Raw genomic sequence first — 22225 nt, forward strand, 5'->3', positions numbered from 1 at the left:
TCAGGTTATCTCCCCGGCGCCCCAAGGTTTAGCGCAAGCGGTAAGGTAACCGCCACACGAACCGGGATCCCATGCTGCCGGCCAGGTTTCCAGTTACGCGATATACGAAGCGTTCTTATGGCCTCCTCATCTATGGAGGGAGAAACAGACCTGAGCACTTTAATATCTGAGACAGATCCATCTTTCTCCACAACGAACGACAGGATCACTCTCCCCGAAACACCGGTTTTTATAGCATCGGCCGGGTACCTGAACGTGCGCTGTACAAAACGCAAAAACCCTTGTTCCCCGCCGTTAAATTCGGGAGGTTCCTCGTTCTTGCGATACTCATAAGTTGTTTCATCGCTTAAAGTAGCCACGCCAGAGACAAATTTTCCCGCGCTAAACAGCTCTTCATAGCGGTTGCCGGTTTTAAGAAAAGCCCCTTTCCAGGTACCTTCCTTTACGCCGTCGCGGATATCACCCTCTTCTTCAACGCTCTTTTCCGGTCCCGAAATCACTTTAATATGCCCGTTCCCGTTCTCCACCGTCTGTACACCGGTTGAATCGTAGTAGGAAATGATCTTATAGTAGATGGTTTTCTTTAGGTCAAACAGCTGGGCGGTGCCGGTGTCGCCGTACTCCAGCGTCTTTTGGACCTTTCCATTTTCGTAGTAATAAACGGCGGGTCCCCTTGGTACGTTCCGTTCATAGGTAACCACTTCCTGTTTACTACCCGACTTGTAGTAGGACAATACCGTCCCCTCCAGCACCGGTGCCGGTTCAAAAGCAGAAACATGCCCTACCCGCTTATACTTATTATCCTTGCGGTAAAACTCCAGGAGGTTAAAAAGCGTGCTCCCGGAATCAGGCTCCTGGATCACACGAACATAATCGGCACTGTCGATCGATTTAACAAACCGACCGTTATCCTTTAAGAAATATATATTTTGTCGCTTTTGCGCAAAAACTTGCACAACACTGAGAAAGAGAAAAAATAAAAAAATACCGGGGGCTTTCATCTCTCAGATCTTTTTAAACACCACTATACCGTTGTGCCCGCCGAATCCAAAGGTGTTGCTCATCGCCACATTTACCTCCGCGGGCAGCGCCTTACCGGTTACGATCTGCAGGTGCGCCGGGATGGCAGGATCGAGCTCAGTGGTGTTTATCGTTGGTGGGATCACGCTGTCTCTCATCGCCAGGAGGGTGATAACGGCCTCGATGGCACCGGCGGCTCCCAATAAGTGGCCGGTCATCGACTTGGTTGCGCTTACTTTTAATTTCGGTTTTGTGTCGCCGGCAAGATTTAATACGGCATGGATCTCCGAAAGATCGCCAACAGGCGTAGAGGTCGCATGGGCATTCAGGTAATCAACATCTGCAATGGTAAGGCCTGCTTCTTCAAGCGCCAGCTGCATGGCTTTAGCCGCACCAAGTCCTTCGGGATGCGTAGAGGTCATGTGGTAAGCATCGGCCGTCATGGCAGCGCCGCCAACTTCCCCGTAGATCTTCGCGCCGCGCTTAACGGCATGTTCATATTCTTCCAGCACCAAAGCGCCGGCTCCCTCTCCCATTACGAAACCATCGCGGCTTACGTCGAACGGCCTGGATGCGTGAGCGGGATCATCATTACGCACCGACATTGCCTTCATGGCCGCAAAACCGCCGATCGACGCAGGCGTGATACCTGCTTCCGAACCGCCGGTCACCATGATCTTCGCCTTGCCCAGGCGGATATAGTTGAACGCATCCATGATGGCCGTATTGGACGTGGCACAAGCCGATACCGCCGTATAATTAATACCCATATAGCCATGGCGGATGGAGATCATGCCCGACGCCATGTTTACGAGCAGCTTCGGAATAAAGAAAGGACTGAAACGGGGAGATCCGTTGCCGCGCGCGTATTCTACCACCTGCTCCTCGTAGGTATCCAATCCCCCCTGGCCGGATCCCCAGATCACGCCAACATCGAAAGGATCCATCGCTGCGAGATCGAAACCCGAATCCCTGATCGCTTCGTCTGACGCTACAAGCGCATATTGTGTGAACAGGTCGGTCCGTTTCAGCATCCCGCGGTCGATAAACGCCGACGGATCAAAATCTTTCAGCTCACAGGCCAGCTGCGTTCTGAACAAAGAGGCATCAAAACGCGTAATGGGGCCTGCCGCACTTTTGCCGGCCACTACGTTTTGCCAAAAGGTATTCACTTCATTGCCAAGCGGCGTTAATACCCCAATACCGGTAACTACTACTCTTTTCAACATGGTTGTAAAATTAAATCGCGACAAAGATAATCAATTAAATACCAATCGGTATATTTGTTAAAAACCTGCCGCATAAATCGGCACAAGTATAGGAAGAATTGCCTGCCGCAACCCCAAAACCGGGAGTTTTTAACAATCAAGAAATCAAATAGATATGGAAAATAAAGTTACTGACAGCCTTAAAGAACAGCTAAACCAGGTCATTACCCGGTCGCCATCGGCATTTATGCTGTGGCTGGGGCCGGTGCTGCGGGCTGTGGATGAGGGCTCGCTGACCTTCGAGTTTACCGTGGCACGGCACATGACCAACCCGGCAGGAACCCTCCATGGCGGCATGACGGCAGCCATTATGGACGATATCGTGGGCGCAACGATCCTTAGCCTGGGGCGGCAGCATTTTTTTACTACCATTAATAATGCGATCGATTACCTCTCCCCCGCCAAAGAAGGCGACGTGATCACCGCCAAAACCCAAGTGATACGGGCAGGCCGGCAAGTGATTAACGTGCAGTTCGAGCTCTGGAACCTCCCCAGAAAAAGATTGCTTGCCCGCGGATATTCCAACGCACTGAGAACGGAAATAGAAGTACCGGAATCGTTCAGGTAGTTGTTGGTCATTAGTAATCAGTTATCAGTGGTCAGTTATCAGTTCTCGTGTGGCGTTATACAGGAACCGTTTGCTCACCACCGATCGCTGATCACTAATTACCGATCACTAAGCTGGTCACTAAGAGCTGACCACTAATAACTGATAACTGACCACTGAAAACTGACCACTGATTACTGATAACTGATTACTGATTACCGATTCCCCCCAAACCTTTTCCCTTTTCCGCCGTTAATACAACCACCAGTATTAACCAACATGAATAACTTTTTCAGAACCATCATCGCCGGCTACGGCGCCAAAAAACTGGGCGGCGGCTGCTTCTCAACCATCATTATCTTTATCGTGATCTACTGGCTGCTCGGCCAATGCAACCATCCTGTGTAAACAAAGTGTGAAAAATACACTCACGCATGCTAACCTTAAATTTAAAGCGTTAGTACTGGTAAATACAGTTGATATGGCTATCGAAAGCGGATACATCGAATCACTGCAGGAATCAGTAGTAAAACACGACGTGCAGTTCATTACCGGCAACCTGGAAGCAATCGCTTATAACCGGGAACATCCGGAGATCACCGAGCTCATCATGATCACCAAACAAACGTGTATCGATGAAGGATACACCATTTACAACCCAAAAGCCGCGATATTAGCGTTTTTAAATTAATTTACACTTAATTCACATCTTTTAACACTTCTTTAACTATTAATACGGGGAATCTTACGTTTATTTGATTCACATTTGTATAACTAAGAACTTAGTTATACATTTGAATAACTTAAACCAACCTGTATGAAAGTTACCCTTGCGGCCGTTCTCCTAAGCCTGTGCTCCCTATGGGCTAAGGCGCAAAACACCAACTCGATTAATGGGGCCGTGGCAGACACCGCTTCCTTTATTAAACTTTACAATTCTTCTGTCAGCGTATTAAACGCGAAGGATTCGACGCTCGTAAAATTTACCCGGGCGGGCGCTAATGGCGCGTTTACTATCGGCGGGCTTCCTAAGGGAAAGTTTATCCTACTGGTCACCTATCCGAAATATACAGATTATGTAGAGAACTTCTCATTCGATGCAGACGGAAGTACCCATGATTTCGGCAGTATTAACCTCTTTCTGAAGGCAAAGTTACTGGCAGATATCATGATAAAGGGCAACGTAACCGCCATCAAGATCAAAGGTGATACCACGGAATATAATGCCAAAGCTTATAGTATACAGCCTAACTCGAAAGTGGAGGACCTGCTTAAACAGCTTCCCGGGATCCAGGTGGACAAAGACGGTAAGATCACCGCCCAGGGTCAAACGGTAAGCAAGGTGCTTGTAGACGGTGAGGAATTTTTCGGCGACGACCCCACACTGGTCACCAAGAACCTGCGCGGGGATATGGTAGATAAGGTACAGCTCTACGATAAAAAGAGCGACCAGGCGACTTTTACCGGGATCGACGACGGCGTTAAAAACAAGACCATTAATATCAAGCTGAAAGAAAACGCAAAAAATGGTTACTTCGGCAAGCTTGATGGCGGATCTACCGCCGATCCTTACTACCAGGGGCAGGCGATGTTTAACGCCTTTAAGGCGAAACAAAAAGCTTCGGCCTACGGCACCATCGGTAACACCGGTAAAACAGGGCTGGGCTGGGAGGATGCCAATAAATACAGCTCCGGGAGCGGAGGCGTTGAAATGGTCGACGGCGGCTTTATGATCTCCGGCGGAGGCGACGACCTCGAATCGTTTGGCGGCAGGTACAACGGAGAGGGACTGCCGCTTGCCCGCACAGGCGGCGTGCATTATGACAGTAAATGGAATAACGACAAGGAAACGATCAATACCAACTACAAGATCGGCTCACTGGGTGTGGAAGGCTATAAAGACATCCTGAACCAGAATTCGCTTGGCGGCACTTTTATCACCAGCAACTCTAACCAGCAATTTGATAACTACATGTTCAGGCATAAGCTCGATGCTGCTTACACGATCAAACTGGATACCACTTCAAACCTGAAGATCACGATGGACGGTACCTTAAAAAACTCGGAAACAAAAACGCACTACAATGCGGAAAGTTTCCGCGACGATATTACGAAGCTGAACACCAACGACCGTAACCTCACCAACGACTCAAAACAAAAGACCGCCAACTTCACCGCTTTCTATACCAAGAAACTCAAAAAGACAGGACGCACGCTTTCTGTGAACCTTGCACAGAATTTTAATGACAACAGTACAGACGGATACCTGAAGTCGACCACGGATATTTACAATTCCGGCGGCAGCGTATCGAGCACGCAAACCATCGACCAGTACAAGGTGACCGATATCGTAAGCTCGTCTACCAATACCACCATTACGTATACCGAGCCGCTGTCGAAACTACTTTCGATCGTGTTCAACTACTCGCTGGGTATCAGCAACAGTTCTGCCGACCGCAAGTCTTTTAACCAGTCGGCGCCCGGAAAGTATGATGTGCTCGATAATATTTACAGTAATGATTTCACCTTAAGCCAGCTTTCCAACCAGGGGGGTGCCATCTTCAACTATAAAAAAGATAAAACGCTGGTTAACTTCGGCACACGCGCCACGGCAGTAGACTTTAACCAGAAAGACGAATATACCGGGAAAAAATATGACCGCAGCTTCCTCAACTGGTACCCGCAGGCAAGCTACCAGTACAAGTTTTCAGCACAAAAATCCGTTCGCCTTGCGTACAACGGGAACACCACGCAACCAAACCTCGACCAGGTACAGCCGGTTAGGGTGAACAACGACCCACTGAACATCACTCTTGGAAATCCCGACCTGAAGCCCTCGTTCCGGAACAATATCAACCTGAGCTATAATACTTATAAGGTATTAAGCTCACAATCTTTTTACATCAGCGGTTCTTACGGGTTTACCATGAACCCTATCGTGAACAACCGCACCACCAATACCAACACCGGCGAAAGCACCACGCAGGCCGTTAACCTCGACAAAGATTCCAGGAACTATAGCGTTTACAGTTACATCGACCGTAAGTTTAAAGGGATAAATGTTGGCTTGAACGGTAGTGTGAACGGTAACACCTCTTTCAACTATGTAAATGGCGACCTGAACGAACTGCGCTCGAACAGCTACTCGATCGGCATTAATTTCAATAAGTACGTTACCAAAAAATACGATTTCTATGGATCCATCGGGCCTGCATACAACACCCAGGAATCGTCGCTGCAAAAAGACCGGAACAACAACGGGCGTTCCGTTAACGGCTACAGCGGCATGAACATCTACCTGCCGGGGAAATTACAGTTCAACTATGAGCTCAACTACGAATGGCGCGCCAAAACACAATCGTTTAACGAAGATTTCAGCCGTGTGCTGATGAATACCACGCTCAGCAAGAAATTCCTGAAACAGGAAAACCTGAAGTTCTCCGTTTCCGGGAACGATATCTTTAACCAGAACCGTGGTTTTTCGAGAAACAACTCCATTGGGTTATTGTCGCAAACCAGCTATAATACCATCAAACGATATTTCTTATTTTCCCTGGCCTGGGATTTCAGTAAAATGGGTGGCGCAGCCCCCGCAGCACCAAAAAATTAACGACCATGAAACAGATCCTCCTGCTGGCTATTTGCCTGGCTTTCGTTACGGCGAATAAAGTATCCGCCCAAAACGCGCACTTTACTACCGATGGAATAATCGAGTACCAGAAGAGCATTAATACCTATGCCCTCATCAAGAAAAACATCAACAAAGACAATGAGAGCTATATGCAGCGTATTTACGATCAGTATAAAAACACGCAGCCCCAATTCAAACAGCTGAAAAGCACGCTTACTTTTTCGAAAACCAAAACGCTCTTCACCCCTACGGTGACGAACGAGAACAACCCCTATTTCGGCAACGACCCGGCAATGGGGCAGCCCAACACCATTTTTACCGACCTCGCCGCCTCGAGCAGCGTGACCCAGAAGAAAGTATACGAAGAAACGTTCCTGGTAAAAGACAGCGTGCGTAATATCAAGTGGAAGATCACCGACGAAACCCGTGAAATTGCCGGGTTCTCCTGCCGCAGGGCCAATGCGCTGATCCTAGACTCTATTTACGTAGTGGCATTTTATACAGACCAGATCCCGGTTTCAGGGGGACCGGAATCGTTTACCGGGTTACCGGGCATGATCCTGGGCGTGGCGCTGCCACATGAAAACGTTACCTGGTTCGCAACTTCGGTTACCGACCGGGCAATTATTCCCAGCACGATCGCTCCGCCGGCTAAAGGAAAGGTGGTGAACAACAAAACGTTCAGGCAAACCATTACCGGTGCGCTTAAGGATTGGGGCGACTACGCACAATCTGCGTTTAAAGCATTTCTGCTGTAACGCGGACCGGTAATAAAAGTAAAGCCGGGAAGAGAACGCGGTTCAGTCGTTTCTTCCTGGCTTTACCGTTTTATAGTGAATGCGTTAACTGAGCACTCCCCTGATCAGCATCGATTTCCACAAATAAGGCAGGCGCCCGCACCCGATAAAATCGGTCACCTTAAAGCCCTGTTCTTCGAGCAGGCGGGAGAGCGTAGCCCTCGACCACATCTTGATATGTCCTCCATCAAATAACGGGTCCATGTGGCGGTCCCAACTTCCGGAAACGCCCACCAGCAGGTTTTTCAGGTAACCATGATAAGGGGTAGAAAGAATAAGCTGCCCGCCCTGCTGCGGAAGCAGGCTTTTGCATAATTTCACGAAACCACGAGGATCGTACAGGTGCTCGATCACTTCGGTAGAAATAATCGTATCAAAAGCCAGGTGACTCAGTTTATCGGGCAATTGCTGGGAGGAAACGTCCATGATGGCGAACCTTTCGGGATAATCTTTAGAAGCGTAAGTGATACCGGTAACCGAAGCGTCAACCCCATAGCAGTCGAGCCCTTGCCTGATGAGGAAATGGGTAAGGGCGCCGTTGCCGCAGCCGATGTCTAAAATGCACTTGTTTTTTTGGGGATCCAGCAACCGGAGCAAGCCTTGGCCCAAGTATTGATGTGATTGTGGGGAGTCGCTGGTGTTAAAGTTAAAATCTTTGTATTGGCTCATGAATGTAGGGGATCAAGCGTAAAGTTGGGAGAAGTATTATTTACCAGGTGAAGGTTAAAGCAGAAAGTCCGGGTCGATTATTGACAAGCAACTGGTTTCTACGAGTAAATACACCTTTCACGTTGTGCTTTCAGCTCAGGATCTCTCCGGAAAATCAGCTCGATCAATTGTATGTTCGAAGATAGTAAAAAAAGAGATTTCTCGTTTGTATGCAAAACTGGATATCGCGCACATCGCCAAACGTAAACGGGTCTCCACAATATGGCTTGATCCGGAATAACCGGAACAGGAAGAAGGTGGTGTCTCTTATACCTCTGGACGTAGCCCTGAATGCCTTGATCTTGGCGTTGAATGACTCAGCTGATGCGTCGGTGCACCGGTTAATAAGGCAGTTCAGGATTGAGCGGTGATGTAGGTCATCTGATGTATAGAGCGAAAATAGTAATTTGTAATTTCGCGCTGCGTTCTCTTAAAAGGTTGATCTGCCGACCTGTGATCCGGATAGCCCGGTTCGCTACGGACGATACCGCATCCCAACAATAACGTGGTGCTGCAAAACATTTGAGTGAAAGCCTGTTTATTATATTACTTATACTACTATGAAAAAAACAGTTATCCTTGGCTTAGCTTTCGTAGCACTGCTCGCCATCTCTTCGTGTTCGAGAAAAGACGATCCTACTCCTGAACCACCGCTTCCTGAACGGGTTAAAGCTGCGCCTGACGGGTTTGATTTCGCTACCTCCAGGCAAGTCGAAGTCAATTTGCGCCTCCTTACTACAAATAATTCTCCGTTGAAGGGTGTGCTAGTCAACTTTTTATTACCGGGCTCAGCGGCTGGTGATGGGTCGGTCCTACGCGCGGCGACAGATGCGAACGGCTATATCAAAGGATCGGTGTCCGTGCCTTCTTACCAGGACACGCTGATCATCCAGCCGAATTATCCCGGTTTGATCAACAATGCCAAAGCGCTCATCACTGCAAACGTGCTTAGCGCATCGCTTGGTGGCGAAAACGGGTATGGCGGCAACATCGTACCCGACAAGCTCGCACCTTCAAAGACGGGAAGTTCAGGACCTACCGTATTGGTGGCCGACCCATCAACGGGGATCGATTATGCTTACCCGTCTCCTTATACCACAACTTCGTCTGCGGTGAAGAGCCTTAGCACCGGCGTTCCCAAATATCTCGAAGCCACCCGCGATTATGTCGACCAGACATCGCTCAATATTCTTGCAGCAACTTTCCCCGAAGGCAGCTCGAATAACGTAAGCGTGAAGCATCCAGAATATCTTACCGCCACGGGAACCTCCGTTAACGTCACCAAAGCGGGAAGCCTGTATGTGACGTTCCTATCAGAGGTCGCCACCTATACCAGCTCGCTCGGGTATTATACTTATCCCACAGCAAATCCTCCGACGACCGCGTCTGATATCAGCAAGGTAACTCTCGTGTTTCCTAACACTTCTGCGAACGGTTCACAGGGCGGGCTGGTTGCGGGGGATAAAGTGAAGATCGGCCCCTTTACCGCGGGCACGTCTGTGGGGTTCGTGCTGATGCAGGACGCCTGGACCGGCAACAGCGTATCGGTAACTACCCAGAAGTTCTTTACTACCCCGGCGCTTAACCCGGAAACTACTACCGCGTTGAAACGTCACTCGCTGCTGCTACACGAGACCTATACGAACATTTACCTGTTCGGTTTCGAAGACCGCAACAGGCAAACAGCAAGCACCAATCCCGACAAAATCAGCGCCGACAACGATTTTAACGACCTGATGTTCTACGTATCGCCGGGCGACATGATCAGCAGCGCGGGCATCCCGTCACTTTTCGGTGAATCAGATTCCGACAGCGACGGTGCTGATGACAGCGAAGACGAATTCGTTAACGATCCGCTGCGGGCTTATGCCGATACCACCACCTGGAATACCCTCGCGTTTGAAGACCTCTGGCCTGCCACCGGCGACTACGATATGAATGACCTCGTGGTGCAGCACCGTTATCGCCTGATTAAAAACTTCGATAATAATATCGTCGAAATATATGGCGACTATAAAGTGCTCGCCGCCGGAGCCTCCTATAAGGATGGGTTCGGCGTCGAATTCCCGTTCGCGCCCTCACTGGTGAAAACCGTTACCGGGCAGCGACGGAGCGGCGCTAATATCATCACGCAACTGGCCAACGGACTGGAGGCAGGACAAACCAAAGCGGTGATCATTCCGTTCGACGATTACCACTCGGTGATACCGAATTCGTCGGCGACCGATCCCTCCATCAACACACAACCGTCGCTGCCGAAAGTAAACGGCGAACTCGTCAGCGTAAAAGTGGAGTTTAACAACCCCATTTCAGCTACGACGCTCAACATAGCGGCTTTCAACCCATTCCTGATCAGCGATCAGCGACGCGGGTACGAGGTGCATCTGCCCGGTAAAACGCCGACGGACAAAGCGGATAAATCGCTGCTTGGAAGCGGGCAGGACCGATCGAACAGCACGACCGGCAAATACTACCAGACTGCTAACAACTGGCCATGGGCGATCAACATCGCATCCACCTTCGTACACCCTACGGAAACGACCGCTATCCACACGGTTTACCTGCATTTCCTCGATTGGGCACAATCCGGGGGAACGCAATACGCGGACTGGTACTCAAATGTGGGCACCGGGTACCGAAATGTCACCGGGCTTTTCACCAAATAAGCAACACAAAAAAGGCCGTCAACGAAAATGACGGCCTTTTTTTGTGTCGTCAATCAGTGGTTTGAGCGCAAAGCTTAAAGCGGATCAAGCTGAATTTCTGGGGAGTAGATTGGGCTGTCAGCTATCAGCATTCAGCCTGTAAAGTATACCTGATAAGGTAAGTGAAATCGAGAAATTTTAGGCTAAAACCCAAAATTTAGGGCAAAAAATAAGAGGCGATGGGCGCCTCTCAAACTAACCAATTATAAACCTAAATTAAACGAAAGGTTGCTGTAGGGGAAGGAATCGAACCTTCAAGGAGTGGTTAGTGCTGATTACTCTGCATTTCCCATGATCTCCGCCACCGAGACAAGGAGGTGTGTCTGCCTGTTTCACCACCCTACATTATTTCTAAGAACTTCTGATTGGTACTACCCTTTCATCGTTTGCTTGATACAAATATAGGCCAAAGGGGAGATTCATTGCAAATATTTTAACAATATATTTTAATTTTTATGATTTTTTTATTTACTTAGAGGCATAATTAATATCCTTAAAAAATTACATGGAAAAACGTCCGCAAAATTTAGAAATTGATAATCTGGATATGCAGATTCTGTCCTTTCTCCTGGAAGATGCTACGATTGCCTATACGGAGATCGCCAAACGACTGATTGTTTCCGGCGGAACTATCCATGTCAGGATGAAAAAAATGCAGGATATGGGCATTATCAAGGGGTCTAACCTCATCGTCGACGCGCAAAAGATCGGCTATGACGTATGTGCGTTCCTGGGGATCTACCTTGAAAAGGGATCTATCTATAAAGACGCGGTCGAAAAGCTCCGGAAGGTAAAAGAGATCGTGGAGCTGCATTATTGCACAGGTGCCTATAGTATGTTTGCCAAGATCATTTGCCGCGACACTAACCACCTGCGCCTGGTATTAAACGACAGTATCCAGGCCGTTGAGGGAATTCAGCGCACAGAGACATTTATTTCGCTCGAAGAGAGCATAAAAAGACAGATTAGTCTTGATAATTTGGACGGAACATCATTTTAACTTACATTAGAGCTTATTGCTTTTCATCCGAAGAATAAGAAACTCAAGTTAGCGTATAGAGTAAAACAGAAAAGCCATTCGTAATGAATGGCTTTTTCTTTTTATGTATCGTTTCTTAAGCGTTTCAGTCTGAGCACAAGATTATTTCTCTGCGTAAAGAACGCTCTTTACTGCTTTAACCACCTTTTCGGCATTTGGAAGCGCCTCTTTGATCAGGGTTGGCGCGTACGGCAGCGGCACATCGGCAGACACCACGCGCAACACCGGTGCGTCGAGGTAATCGAATGCGTCCTTCTGCACTTTAAAGGCAATCTCAGTGGCAATGGAGCCAAGTGGCCATGCCTCTTCAACGATCACCAGGCGATTGGTTTTCTTTACAGACTTGATAATGGTTTCGTAGTCGATCGGGCGCACGGTGCGAAGGTCGATCACTTCTGCATCAATACCGTCTTTAGCCAATTCCTCAACCGCGGGGTTCACCACTCGGGTAAGCATTTTCCCGAAAGTAACGATGGTCACATCGGCTCCTTCTTTTACCACGTTAGCTTTACCAAGCTCGATGTAGTATTCACCTTCAGGAACATCACCTTTATCGCCATACATAACTTCCGATTCCATAAAGATCACCGGATCCGGATCCAGGATCGATTGTTTAAGCAATCCTTTGGCCTCGTAAGGCGTAGACGGCACAACCACTTTCAGGCCCGGGCAGTTGGCGTACCAGTTCTCGAAGTTCTGTGAGTGCTGAGCACCCAGCTGACCAGCATTACCGGTAGGGCCACGAAATACGATAGGAACAGAAAACTGGCCACCGCTCATAGAGAGCACTTTAGCAGCACCGTTAATCACCTGATCAATGGCAACCAGCGAGAAGTTAAAGGTCATGAACTCTACTACGGGGCGTAACCCGTTCATGGCGGCGCCGGTAGCGATCCCAGCAAAACCCAATTCAGCGATAGGCGTGTCAATTACTCTTTTGGCGCCGAACTCATCCAGCATGCCCTGGCTTACTTTATAAGCGCCGTTGTATTCGGCCACTTCTTCGCCCATTAAAAAGATCTTTTCGTCTTTGCGCATTTCTTCGCTTAATGCTTCCCGAAGCGCCTCCCTGAATTGTATTTCTCTCATTATATCTCGTGTCAATATTTTGGAACGCAAATATATAAGGAATAATGGAGAATAGCGAAATGAACAATGCCTACCTATGTACTAAATCTGTGGTAAAAGTGAAGGGAGTAGGCCAGGCATTTACTTACCGCAGATCTCCCTATAAGGGCAAAACGTGCAGTTTTCTTCTTTCGTAGTATGGGTAAAGGGAATGTCGGGATTAAAAAGCTCTTCCAGCAGCGTTTGCAGGTGGTCGCGGAAACCGGACTTCAGCTCCTCCAGGTGCTCGGCTTGTAACAACACCTTCCCCCCTCTTCCGCCGGAAAAGAAAAGGGTACCGTCGTTCCTCATCTTGCGGATAATGTACAGGTTGGGTTCTACCAGGGTCACCCCTTTTACCTGTTCGTAAACGTAGGTGTAGAAAAGGGTCTGCAGCATCGCCTTGTTCTGGCGCTTGCCGTCGCGTTCAAAAAGATCGTCGAGGTAAGCGTATTTCACCTCGTCGCGGCCACCGGTTTTATAGTCCACAATGCGGGTCACGCCCTCCTTAATATCTACCCGGTCGATAATTCCGTACAGCAACACTTCTTCGGCTTTGCCCATTACATTAACCGGGAACCGGCGTATATAATCGGTATTGTTCTCCAGTTCCACGATGCGAAAAGGGGCGATCGCTTCGTCGTGCACCAGGATCGCCTCTGCGTATTCTGCCACAATGCGAAGGATGATCTGCTGCATGCTATTGGGAAACTGCAGTTGGTTTTCTTTCTTAAACAGCTCCACCGATAAGGCATTCAGGCATAGGGAGGGAATCTCTTTTCGCTTTTCGCGGATGCGATCCGCGGTGATCTCACGGTGATCTTTAACCAGCGCCTCATAAAACCACTGGAGTACGCGGTGCAGCATCGAGCCCACCTGGTTGGCCTCGAGGTTCTCCAAAAGCGCCTCGGGCTCCCGGACCTTAGCGATATATTTAAAGAAGAACTGGAGCTGGCAATTGAGGTAGGTGGTAATGGCCGTGGCCGAAAGCTTCTCGTCTTTCAGTTCCTTTGCGCGGAAAAACTGCCGCATCGTTTCCCATACCTCTCCCTCCTTGGCTACAGTGAGCTCCCTGAGCGGCTCTACGCTAACCTTTTGCCGCTGTGCGGAATAGCTGAACTCGTGTGAGCCCTCGAATTCAAGCTGGCGCAGGAAACGGCTTTGTTCGCCGCTGTTGGTTTCGTCGACCAGGTTGTTATACACCACATGCACGTGCCGGCTTCGCTGCAGCAACCGGTAGAAGAGATAAGCCGAAATAGCATCCTGGTTTTCCGGTACGGGCAGGCCGTGCGCACGGCGGATGCTGTCGGGAATAAACGTATGCGGGGCGGTCAGTTTGGGCAGTGTACCCTCGTTGGCGCCCAGGATGATCACTTCTTTAAAATCGAGACAACGGCTTTCGAGCATCCCCATTACCTGGATCCCTTTTAGCGGTTCTCCTTCCAGCGGCACTGAGAGCCCTTGCAAGCTTTTCCTGATCAGCGAAAACACGAACGGCAGGGGAAGGCTACTAGCGTAGTCAGCCAGCCCGTCATATAAAAGATTGAGGTTGCGGCTTACTGCCAGGATCAGGTTCGATTCCAGTTGCTGCAGCTGCCCTGCCCGCTGGCGCTGCTCCAGCACGGCGGTAAGCAGGACATACAAGGCATCGATGCCCTGAAGCCCCTGGTGCGTAACGGCAAAAAAATTGGTGGCCAGCGACGACACAAAATGCAGCGCGGTAAGCGGCACATTGATCCATTGATGCTCAAAAATTTGCTTCTGAAGCTGGCTGCGCTCCTGCTCGCTTACGCCGGTAAGGGGATGCGACAAAAATGCATCCACTTCGCGGAAATACACCGCCTCTTTTTTCTCCTTGTATACCTGTTCCTGTACGCTCAGCCATAGATCGATGAGGCCGAAAACCGACGATTGTGCCAGCGGGTATCCCATGGTTACGTTTACCGTCCCTGCTTCCGGCGGAATACTCTGCATTACCGGGATCAATAAGCTTTCGTCGGCAACGATGATAGCCGTATGCTCCGGGTCGTCACTTTGTGCGGCAAGGAGGGCGCTGTCGGCAAACAGGGCAATCGCTTTCGCCTGGGCGGCATGTCCCTGGGCTTCGGTAACCCGGACCTTTTTTACACTACCCGCAATCAGCGCAGGGGGATCGCCCAGTGCATTTTCCAGGCCGTGGGCCAGGTTCTTGCGGATAAAAAGGCCTGCTTCCTGCAGCGGATCATTGAGGTACCAGGCATCGGCGTCGAAATAGAAAAGAGCCCGGTCCTGTTCCTGCCAATGCTTAAATAAACTGAGCTCGGTATGGTTCAGGGCATTAAACCCTACGAAAACAAGCTTTTTGTATTGGTCGGTAAAACCTGGAATACCGGCATCTCCACCAGCCAGCCTGCGTGAAACCCGGGCGGCGGTGATCAGTCCTTCTCGTTCAAGCGCAGCGTGAAAATCCTGGTACAGGCGCGGCATACGCTTCCATAGATCGATAAAACGCTGCTGCACATGGTTTTGCTTCTCTTTTGAAAAGGAGCCCCAGAATTGCTGCATAAAGCGGTACTGTTCGTCGCCCAGGTGCGGAAACTGCTGCTGGATGACCGCGATATCCTCCAGCTCGCAGAACAGCGCGGCGGCATCCGCCTGGTCATAATCGATCTGTGAGAAATCGTTCAGGATAATTTCTGCCATCGGGTAGAACTGGTCGGGAGAAAGCGTTGTCTTGTTCTCAGCAAGCAACAACTTATTGAACTCGCTGTGCAGCACGAAAAACTGGCGCACGGGATCGGCGATCACCAGGCTGGTCGATTTCGCAAAAAACTCCTGTACGGTAAAAAATGCCGGGCTCCATGACGATCGCCCGGTTACTTCTCCCAAATGTTTCTTCAGGAACAACACCGGCCGCTTATTGCTAAATACGATGGCCACGTCTTTGAGGTCGTCGCCAAAGCGTGCCAACAGGTCGGTCGCTACTTCATGCAGGAAAGTTTTCATCACGCTGTTCTTTTATACTACTTTCAATTCCTTCAAATAACCGTAATACAGGTACGCCTCGATATTGCGGTAACCCATTTCGAGCAGCAGTCCCCGGTATTCTTCTACCTGGCTGTAATGCCCGGGCTTAGGTTCGCCGGTAAACTTGAAATCGACGATCACCACGTGATCCTTTCCCACCAACACTTTGTCGGGGCGGTAACTTTTTCCAGCGCCGCTTATAATGGTTTGTTCGTTGAATCTTTCATAAGGGTTATCGAGAATTTTCCGCAGATCGGGCTGCAGCATCACGCTTTCGGCCAGTTCCAGTATTTCGGGCTCCTCGGTTTTACGGAACCAACCTTCGGTCATCATTTTCTGTGTAACCGCCCGCAGCTCCTCTATACGTGCCGAGCGCGCCAATAACTCATGGAGGATCACCCCACGGCGCTGTGCGGTATTTCCGCTCAATAGATCGAGCTGCTCGAGGACCTGGTGATCGGTAAGGGATTCGTTCAGCCGGTTTGACAAGGGGTAATGGATAAACGACCAGCTGTTTGCCGCTGCTGCAGGGGGAGGTTGTTTTACCGGCGCTATCACCTCGAACCGTTCCCCGTTAAACTCGCCCGGCAGTGCCGATGCATGCAGCTGCAGCGATTTAAGCAGCAGGTCGCCAACCAACCCCAGGTTGTCGTCATTTGCCGCCGGGGCGGTTATATACAGGTGATTACGGGTACGGGTAGTGGCTACGTACAACATATTCAGGGCATCCATAAAATTAAAAAGCAACTCTTCAAAGTACGCTTTTGCGAAAGCCGATTTTCCCAGGCTTTTCTTGTAATGTACAGGCACACTGTTCAGCATGGCGTAAGGCGTATCGGCCGTGTCAACCCAGAATATGCTGTTAGCCATCCCGTCGAGGCTCCAGCTGCAAAATGGCAGCATCACCACATCAAATGCCAGTCCCTTCGATTTATGAATGGTCATTACCTGCACGGCATCGTTTTGCCCTGAAGACGGGAGTGATTTCTGCTGCCCCTCCTCTTCCCACCAGGTGAGAAATGTGGTAATTCCGCGTTCGCCGAGGCGGGTAAACACACTCACCATATCGCGAAAAGCAAGCAGGTAAGGGATATTGTCTGTAAATAAACCAACGCCATAGGCACCGATAAGCTGTTCCACCAGCTCGGGCAGCGGCAGCTGCTGCCAGGTATGCCAGTTTTCGCAAAGCAGCGGAGGCAGGTAACCGGCCAGTTGTCCGGGTTCCAGCTCATTCAGCCTGATCCAGAGGCCCGGAACCACTGTGCGGTTATGAAGCTTATTGTACAGGTATATTGCGGTTGCCTTAAAAATGGCGCCATCTTTTTTACGGGCCACCATTGCCTGCAGGGTATTCACCAGCAGGCGGATCACGGAATGGTTGGCTACCAGCAGCGCTTCTCCTGAAAGGACTTCGTAGGGTACAAATATTTCGTTATTGTTGGCGCTTGTTTCACGCCGCTGCTGGTCGCGCATCAGGTGTTCGATCACTTCGCGGGCTTCGCGGTTGCTGCGCACCAGGATACAAACTTGCCCCGGCTGGTAAGCGCCGGAACTGATCCAATCATTGAGAGTGCAGGCCATCTTTTCGAGGGCGGCTTCCCTTACATCACCGGCGCGGTTCCGGTTGTCGCCGGTTGGCAGGAAACACACCTCAACCGAGCCGCCGGGAAGCGTAGACGGCGCTTTTTGCTGGCTGCTCTGCCCATATGCCGCATTGATCACGTCATCGTACCCTTCGGTTTTCCACCACTCATGAAAAAGTACATCGCCGCCATCTTCCATTACTTTGGCATTGATGTGTGCCTGCAGGAAATCCGGGGCATACTGGAAGACGAAATTATTGAAATCAATCACATTAGCGGCACTGCGATAATTTTCGAGCAGTACGTCATCGTGCACACGCAAATCGCCGACGTGTTTTTTCGCATGGGTATGCAATATTCGCCAATCGCCGTTGCGCCACCGGTAAATTGATTGCTTTACATCGCCCACTATCAGGTGATCGATAAGCGCACCGTTCGCTTCCGCGATGGCATTTTTTAATAACGGGAGAAAATTCTGCCATTGAAAGGCGGATGTATCCTGGAATTCGTCGAACAGGAAATGCCGGTACCTGTTGCCCATTTTCTCCCAGATAAAAGAGGGATTGTCGTCCTGCCCGCCGGTAATGCCTTTCAGCAGGTTTTGCGCGTCGCTGATCAGCAATACTGAATTCTCCTGGCGATAGTCCTTCAGCAAACCGGCCATTTCCTGCATCAGCCGGAGATAATACAGGTTGGCGTCGATGGCTTTCGACATCAGGTACGCGGGTGTTTCGGAGGTATAAAAACTATAAAGAGCCGAAAGCTGCGGATTCAGCTCGTTGTAAAGGGCGGCTACATCCCCTTTGGGTCCGTCCTTTTGCCATTCTTCCGGCTGATCGACCAGCTTACCGAGATTTACCACTTTGGCAAAGTCGCCATCCATCACCTTCTCCAGGCTTGCCAGTGGCGACCGGGATTTACCTTTCAGCTCAGCCAGCTGCACTTCTGACGCGGAAAACGTAGCATATGCTTTCCTGGCCTGTTCGGTTACCGTTTCTTCGAAAAAGGCGATGATCTCTTTTACGGCTTTCTGCAGGTCTTTAAACAAAACTTCCGGGTCATGCGCCTTTAGGGCGTTCTCGAAAGGCTGGTAGCGTTCCTTGAATAACTCGCCTGCCAGGTCGATCAGGGTTTCGTGGTAATTCCAGTTTTTGTCGTCGCGGATACGCTCAAGCGCCAGGTCGATGATCCAGCGCAGGAGACCCGGTTTCTGGTCGAGCTGCTGGTTAAGTTTCACTGCCAGCTCCCGCTTTACCTTGTCGGTGTTCATCTCCAGCCGGTAACCTGCATCCAGCCCCAGTTCGAAGGTAAAGCTGCGGATCACTTTCTGCACAAATCCATCAATGGTATTTATGGAGAAGCGGCTGTAATCGTGCAGGATGCGGCGGTAAGTGGCAAAGGCCTGTTGCTGCAGGGTTTGTTCCGTAAAGTGGGGATGGGCATTCAGAATGATGTTCCTGAAAATGCCCACGTTCTTGTCGCCAAGCGCAAGGCCGCGCAGTACCTGCAGGATGCGGCTTTTCATCTCTTCGGTAGCCTTGTTGGTAAAGGTAACGGCCAGGATCTCCCGGTAGCGCGTTTCGCCGGCAAACAGCAAGGTGAGGTAGTGAGCCGTTAAACTGAACGTTTTGCCTGAACCGGCCGATGCCTGGAGGATCTTGAGTGGTTTTTGAGGCATGTGCGAAGCTAGGACATTAGTTATATAATTTTTATCTGATTCATTTATATCGCGGTCGACTTATCCGGCGCCGGCGATGGTCTTAAAGGCGTGGTAACAGATAGGACAGCATTCGCGCGGCGTTGCCGGCAGGCCTGGCACTCGACCCTGTAACCGGAGTTATCAGCGGAAACGCCCACCACCTATACCGTTTATCGCTAACCCGGTGAAAGTACCCTTCCTAAAAGTGCTTACGCGTGCCATGCCCGGAAACACCTCCGAACCGGTCCTATTGCAATTCGAGGTCAATTGAGCCGCTGAACACCATTCTGGCAGGGCCTTCGAGGAAGATCCCGGTAAACCGCTCCCCGTCGTAATGAAACCGGATGCTGAGGCTGCCTCCCAGCACGCGGATCGGGGCAACCAGGTCGCCGCGCAAGCCTTTTTGCTTAGCCATGGCGAGCGCCACCGCGGTAACCCCGGTACCGCAGGCGAAGGTTTCGTCCTCCACCCCACGCTCGTAGGTCCTTACAAAATAGTGGTCGCCGAGGTCCTCGATGAAATTGATGTTAATACCTTCGCCGCGGTAGGTGTCATTATAGCGGATGGCCTTGCCTTCGTGGTAAACGTCCTTGTTTTTAAGGTCAGTCGTTTCCTGGACGAAATGCGGCGAACCGGTATTCAGTACATAGGCGCTTCCATCCCTGCTGATGGTGTCTACATCGATCATCTGGAGACTCACCCACTCCCCGCTTTCGGAAATTTTGGCATAATGCGGACCATCAACTGCCAAAAAGTTCGTTTCTTCGGCAATCACGCCTAACTTCTTCGCGAAAGCAACAATACACCTGCCGCCGTTACCGCACATGCTGCTGGGCTGACCATCGGAATTATAGTAGATCATTTCGAAATCGAACCCGGGCTTTTCCTGCAGGAACATAATACCATCGCCGCCAATGCCGAACCTGCGGTCGCAAAGCCTGGCGATAAACGCCGGATGGTGATGATTTACAGCCATTTCCCGGTTATCAACCAATATAAAGTCGTTTCCTGCGCCCTGGTATTTGTAAAAGTGGATGTTCATAGTATCTTCATACAAAAGTACAAAATTGCGTTTACCGAACCGGTAATGCGAGCCGGGAAATGCGCGCGGGGAACGTCAAAAACGTTTTAACATTTTTTAACACAAAAACACATACCCGATCCTTGTAAACATCGTTTAACTGGTATTAATTTTGACTAGCTACAGAACAAGAGCAAAAGAAAACATAAGTAAGCATATGAAAAAGATAGGAATCACTCTTCTCACTGCATTTGTTGGTGGTGCAGTAGCAATCGGCGGGTACAAACTTGCAGAAAGCAAATACGCCGGCAGCCTCAGTTTAGAGGACAAACAAAAAGTTTATTTCACCAATAATCCAACCACGGCAATTACCGCGTCTACGGGCAACCTCGACTTTACGCAGGCTGCGGCTATCGTAGCGCCGGGTGTGGTACATATTAAAACCACCTACAAGCCGAACGAATCCAGGGGCGGCGGCACGATGGACGATATGTTCAACGAGTTTTTCGGCAACCGCGGACAGCGTATGCAGGCGCAGCCAAGCATGGCATCGGGCTCTGGGGTGATCGTATCTAATGATGGTTACATTATCACCAATAACCACGTAGTGGAAGATGCGGACGATATCACTGTTATCCTCACCGACAAGCGTTCGTTTAAGGCTAAGGTAATTGGCCGCGACCCTAACACCGACCTCGCGCTGATCAAAGTCGGCGGGACTAATCTTCCGCTGGTGAAGATCGGCAACTCAGACAATGTACGTGTGGGCGAATGGGTACTTGCCGTAGGCTATCCCTTTGCGATGGAGAGCACCGTTACCGCTGGTATCGTAAGCGCAAAAGCGCGCAGCATAGGCATCCTCAACCAGCAGCGTCAGAGCCCGCGCTTCAGGGGCAACGGCCGCCAGATGCCGGAAGAGCAGCCGCAGGCTAACACTTCGATCGAATCGTTTATCCAAACAGATGCCGCGATTAACCGCGGGAACAGCGGCGGCGCATTGGTGAACGCAAACGGCGAACTGATCGGTATCAACTCCGCCATCGCTTCACAAAGCGGGAATTACGAAGGGTACGGATTCGCCATCCCGATTAACCTGGCCAAAAAGATCGTTGACGACTTTATGAAATACGGTTCGGTGAAACGCGGCTATATCGGCGTAAGCTTTGATCCGCTGGATGCAGAAAAAGCCGCTAACTATAACGTAAAACAGATTAACGGCCTGTATGTGAACGGCGTAGTGAAAGGAAGCGGCGCAGAATCAGCCGGGCTGAAGGAAGGTGATGTGATCACAAAGGTAGATGAGAATGAGATCTACGCTTCCGCAGATCTCCAGGAACGTGTAGGACGGCTTCACCCGGGCGACAAAGTGAGAGTAACCTACCTGCGCGATGGCAGGGAATATAATGCAAACATCGTACTAAAAGGCGACGACCAGGTGAACATGGCAGCAAATACCGTCAGTGCAGCAGCCAGCAAAGCGTTAAGCCAGCTTGGCGCCACTTTTGCACCGGTAAATGCTACACAGAAACAGCGTTTCAACATTACCGCAGGAGTAGCTATTACGCGGGTTCAATCGGGCGGATTACTGGATTCGTATGATGTGCCTGCCGGAACCATCATCACCAAGGTGAACGGTAAGCCGGTTACTAAACCCTCCGATGTAGTGGATGCCATTAACGCATCAAAAAACAACATGGTATCAATCAGCGGCTTTACGCCAGACGGAGCGATGATGAGAAGCACGTTCCCGATCGGCGAATAATTGCCGGCAATAAAAGAAAAGCCTTTCGCCTATGCGAGAGGCTTTTCTTTTTTGGATCATTTTCAAAAAGGTTAAAACCGAAAGCCGTATCAGCGCTCAGGGGTAACAGCGGATCAAGCTGAATTTCTGGGGAGTAGTTTTGGCTGTCAGCTATCAGCATTCAGCCCGTAAGTATATCTTATAAGATAAGTAATTGACGTTGAGCTCTTCCTGAGTAGTATTCCAGGTTTGACAGTGTAATCAAAGCTGATTGCTGATCGCTGAAAGCTAATAGCTCCCAAACTTTTAAGCCTGATCCGTAACAGCTTTTATATTTGAGGTTTCTTACAGCC

15 protein-coding genes and 1 pseudogene are annotated in these 22225 nt (G+C 50.0%); 8 read left to right on the top strand and 8 right to left on the bottom strand.

The window, feature by feature from the left end; genetic code table 11:
• Positions 1-5: 5 nt before the first annotated feature.
• Positions 6-956, bottom strand: coding sequence for a TonB family protein (locus tag GS398_RS00180; protein ID WP_160904739.1), 951 nt, complete (start codon positions 954-956; stop codon positions 6-8).
• A gap of 48 nt (positions 957-1004) precedes the next feature.
• Entirely contained in the window at positions 1005-2249 is a 1245-nt protein-coding gene (gene fabF / locus GS398_RS00185; RefSeq protein ID WP_160904740.1) for a beta-ketoacyl-ACP synthase II, read from the bottom strand.
• Positions 2250-2403: 154 nt separating this feature from the next.
• On the opposite strand from fabF, the gene GS398_RS00190 reads away from it, so the two are divergent.
• The 5 genes from GS398_RS00190 to GS398_RS00205 all read left to right on the top strand — a co-directional run bounded on the left by GS398_RS00190 (position 2404) and on the right by GS398_RS00205 (position 7224).
• Positions 2404-2856 (top strand): PaaI family thioesterase, encoded by a 453-nt coding sequence (locus GS398_RS00190; protein WP_160904741.1) that lies wholly within the window; start codon positions 2404-2406, stop codon positions 2854-2856.
• 258 nt (positions 2857-3114) lie between these two features.
• On the top strand, positions 3115-3243 hold the full coding sequence (locus GS398_RS22630) for a hypothetical protein (RefSeq protein ID WP_255494178.1): 129 nt from the start codon (positions 3115-3117) through the stop codon (positions 3241-3243).
• A gap of 7 nt (positions 3244-3250) precedes the next feature.
• Entirely contained in the window at positions 3251-3526 is a 276-nt protein-coding gene (locus tag GS398_RS00195) for a hypothetical protein (protein WP_160904742.1), read from the top strand.
• Between the two features lie 126 nt (positions 3527-3652).
• On the top strand, positions 3653-6445 hold the full coding sequence (locus GS398_RS00200) for an outer membrane beta-barrel family protein (RefSeq protein WP_160904743.1): 2793 nt from the start codon (positions 3653-3655) through the stop codon (positions 6443-6445).
• A gap of 5 nt (positions 6446-6450) precedes the next feature.
• On the top strand, positions 6451-7224 hold the full coding sequence (locus GS398_RS00205; RefSeq protein WP_160904744.1) for a GLPGLI family protein: 774 nt from the start codon (positions 6451-6453) through the stop codon (positions 7222-7224).
• A gap of 84 nt (positions 7225-7308) precedes the next feature.
• Here GS398_RS00205 and GS398_RS00210 read toward each other — a convergent pair whose 3' ends face one another.
• Together GS398_RS00210 and GS398_RS22190 are read right to left on the bottom strand one after the other, a co-directional pair.
• Positions 7309-7932: a class I SAM-dependent methyltransferase gene (locus GS398_RS00210; RefSeq protein ID WP_160904745.1), complete on the bottom strand. Its 624-nt coding sequence runs from the start codon at positions 7930-7932 to the stop codon at positions 7309-7311.
• 163 nt (positions 7933-8095) lie between these two features.
• Positions 8096-8338 (bottom strand): annotated as a pseudogene (locus GS398_RS22190) (transposase); the annotation flags it as partial.
• Positions 8339-8531: 193 nt separating this feature from the next.
• On the opposite strand from GS398_RS22190, the gene GS398_RS00220 reads away from it, so the two are divergent.
• Both GS398_RS00220 and GS398_RS00225 read left to right on the top strand, forming a co-directional pair.
• Positions 8532-10637, top strand: a complete 2106-nt coding sequence (locus GS398_RS00220; protein WP_160904746.1) for an LruC domain-containing protein — start codon at positions 8532-8534, stop codon at positions 10635-10637.
• A 544-nt stretch (positions 10638-11181) separates the two neighbouring features.
• Positions 11182-11676 carry an Lrp/AsnC ligand binding domain-containing protein gene (locus GS398_RS00225; protein WP_160904747.1) on the top strand — a complete coding sequence of 165 codons (495 nt, stop codon included), beginning with the start codon at positions 11182-11184 and terminating at the stop codon, positions 11674-11676.
• A gap of 141 nt (positions 11677-11817) precedes the next feature.
• Here the strand turns inward: GS398_RS00225 and GS398_RS00230 are convergent, their stop codons facing one another.
• The 4 genes from GS398_RS00230 to dapF form a co-directional block, all read right to left on the bottom strand.
• Positions 11818-12804 carry a pyruvate dehydrogenase complex E1 component subunit beta gene (locus tag GS398_RS00230; protein WP_160904748.1) on the bottom strand — a complete coding sequence of 329 codons (987 nt, stop codon included), beginning with the start codon at positions 12802-12804 and terminating at the stop codon, positions 11818-11820.
• A gap of 120 nt (positions 12805-12924) precedes the next feature.
• Entirely contained in the window at positions 12925-15807 is a 2883-nt protein-coding gene (locus GS398_RS00235; RefSeq protein ID WP_160904749.1) for a PD-(D/E)XK nuclease family protein, read from the bottom strand.
• Between the two features lie 12 nt (positions 15808-15819).
• Positions 15820-19089 (bottom strand): UvrD-helicase domain-containing protein, encoded by a 3270-nt coding sequence (locus GS398_RS00240; RefSeq protein ID WP_160904750.1) that lies wholly within the window; start codon positions 19087-19089, stop codon positions 15820-15822.
• 268 nt (positions 19090-19357) lie between these two features.
• Positions 19358-20152, bottom strand: coding sequence for a diaminopimelate epimerase (gene dapF, locus GS398_RS00245; protein ID WP_160904751.1), 795 nt, complete (start codon positions 20150-20152; stop codon positions 19358-19360).
• Positions 20153-20348: 196 nt separating this feature from the next.
• Here dapF and GS398_RS00250 point away from each other — a divergent pair, with 196 nt between their 5' ends.
• Positions 20349-21893 carry a Do family serine endopeptidase gene (locus tag GS398_RS00250; RefSeq protein WP_160904752.1) on the top strand — a complete coding sequence of 515 codons (1545 nt, stop codon included), beginning with the start codon at positions 20349-20351 and terminating at the stop codon, positions 21891-21893.
• Positions 21894-22225 lie beyond the last annotated feature (332 nt).

The sequence above is a fragment of the Hufsiella ginkgonis genome (genome assembly GCF_009834915.1).
Classification (GTDB): Bacteria; Bacteroidota; Bacteroidia; order Sphingobacteriales; family Sphingobacteriaceae; genus Hufsiella; species Hufsiella ginkgonis.

What these genes read in the sequence shown, in the direction of transcription:
- fabF (WP_160904740.1), bottom strand. Translation starts at nt 2,249, where the DNA reads ATGTTGAAAAGAGTAGTAGTTACCGGTATTGGGGTATTAACGCCGCTT.
- GS398_RS00190 (WP_160904741.1), top strand. Translation starts at nt 2,404, where the DNA reads ATGGAAAATAAAGTTACTGACAGCCTTAAAGAACAGCTAAACCAGGTC.
- GS398_RS22630 (WP_255494178.1), top strand. Translation starts at nt 3,115, where the DNA reads ATGAATAACTTTTTCAGAACCATCATCGCCGGCTACGGCGCCAAAAAA.
- GS398_RS00200 (WP_160904743.1), top strand. Translation starts at nt 3,653, where the DNA reads ATGAAAGTTACCCTTGCGGCCGTTCTCCTAAGCCTGTGCTCCCTATGG.
- GS398_RS00205 (WP_160904744.1), top strand. Translation starts at nt 6,451, where the DNA reads ATGAAACAGATCCTCCTGCTGGCTATTTGCCTGGCTTTCGTTACGGCG.
- GS398_RS00210 (WP_160904745.1), bottom strand. Translation starts at nt 7,932, where the DNA reads ATGAGCCAATACAAAGATTTTAACTTTAACACCAGCGACTCCCCACAA.
- GS398_RS00220 (WP_160904746.1), top strand. Translation starts at nt 8,532, where the DNA reads ATGAAAAAAACAGTTATCCTTGGCTTAGCTTTCGTAGCACTGCTCGCC.
- GS398_RS00225 (WP_160904747.1), top strand. Translation starts at nt 11,182, where the DNA reads ATGGAAAAACGTCCGCAAAATTTAGAAATTGATAATCTGGATATGCAG.
- GS398_RS00230 (WP_160904748.1), bottom strand. Translation starts at nt 12,804, where the DNA reads ATGAGAGAAATACAATTCAGGGAGGCGCTTCGGGAAGCATTAAGCGAA.
- GS398_RS00235 (WP_160904749.1), bottom strand. Translation starts at nt 15,807, where the DNA reads ATGAAAACTTTCCTGCATGAAGTAGCGACCGACCTGTTGGCACGCTTT.
- GS398_RS00240 (WP_160904750.1), bottom strand. Translation starts at nt 19,089, where the DNA reads ATGCCTCAAAAACCACTCAAGATCCTCCAGGCATCGGCCGGTTCAGGC.
- dapF (WP_160904751.1), bottom strand. Translation starts at nt 20,152, where the DNA reads ATGAACATCCACTTTTACAAATACCAGGGCGCAGGAAACGACTTTATA.
- GS398_RS00250 (WP_160904752.1), top strand. Translation starts at nt 20,349, where the DNA reads ATGAAAAAGATAGGAATCACTCTTCTCACTGCATTTGTTGGTGGTGCA.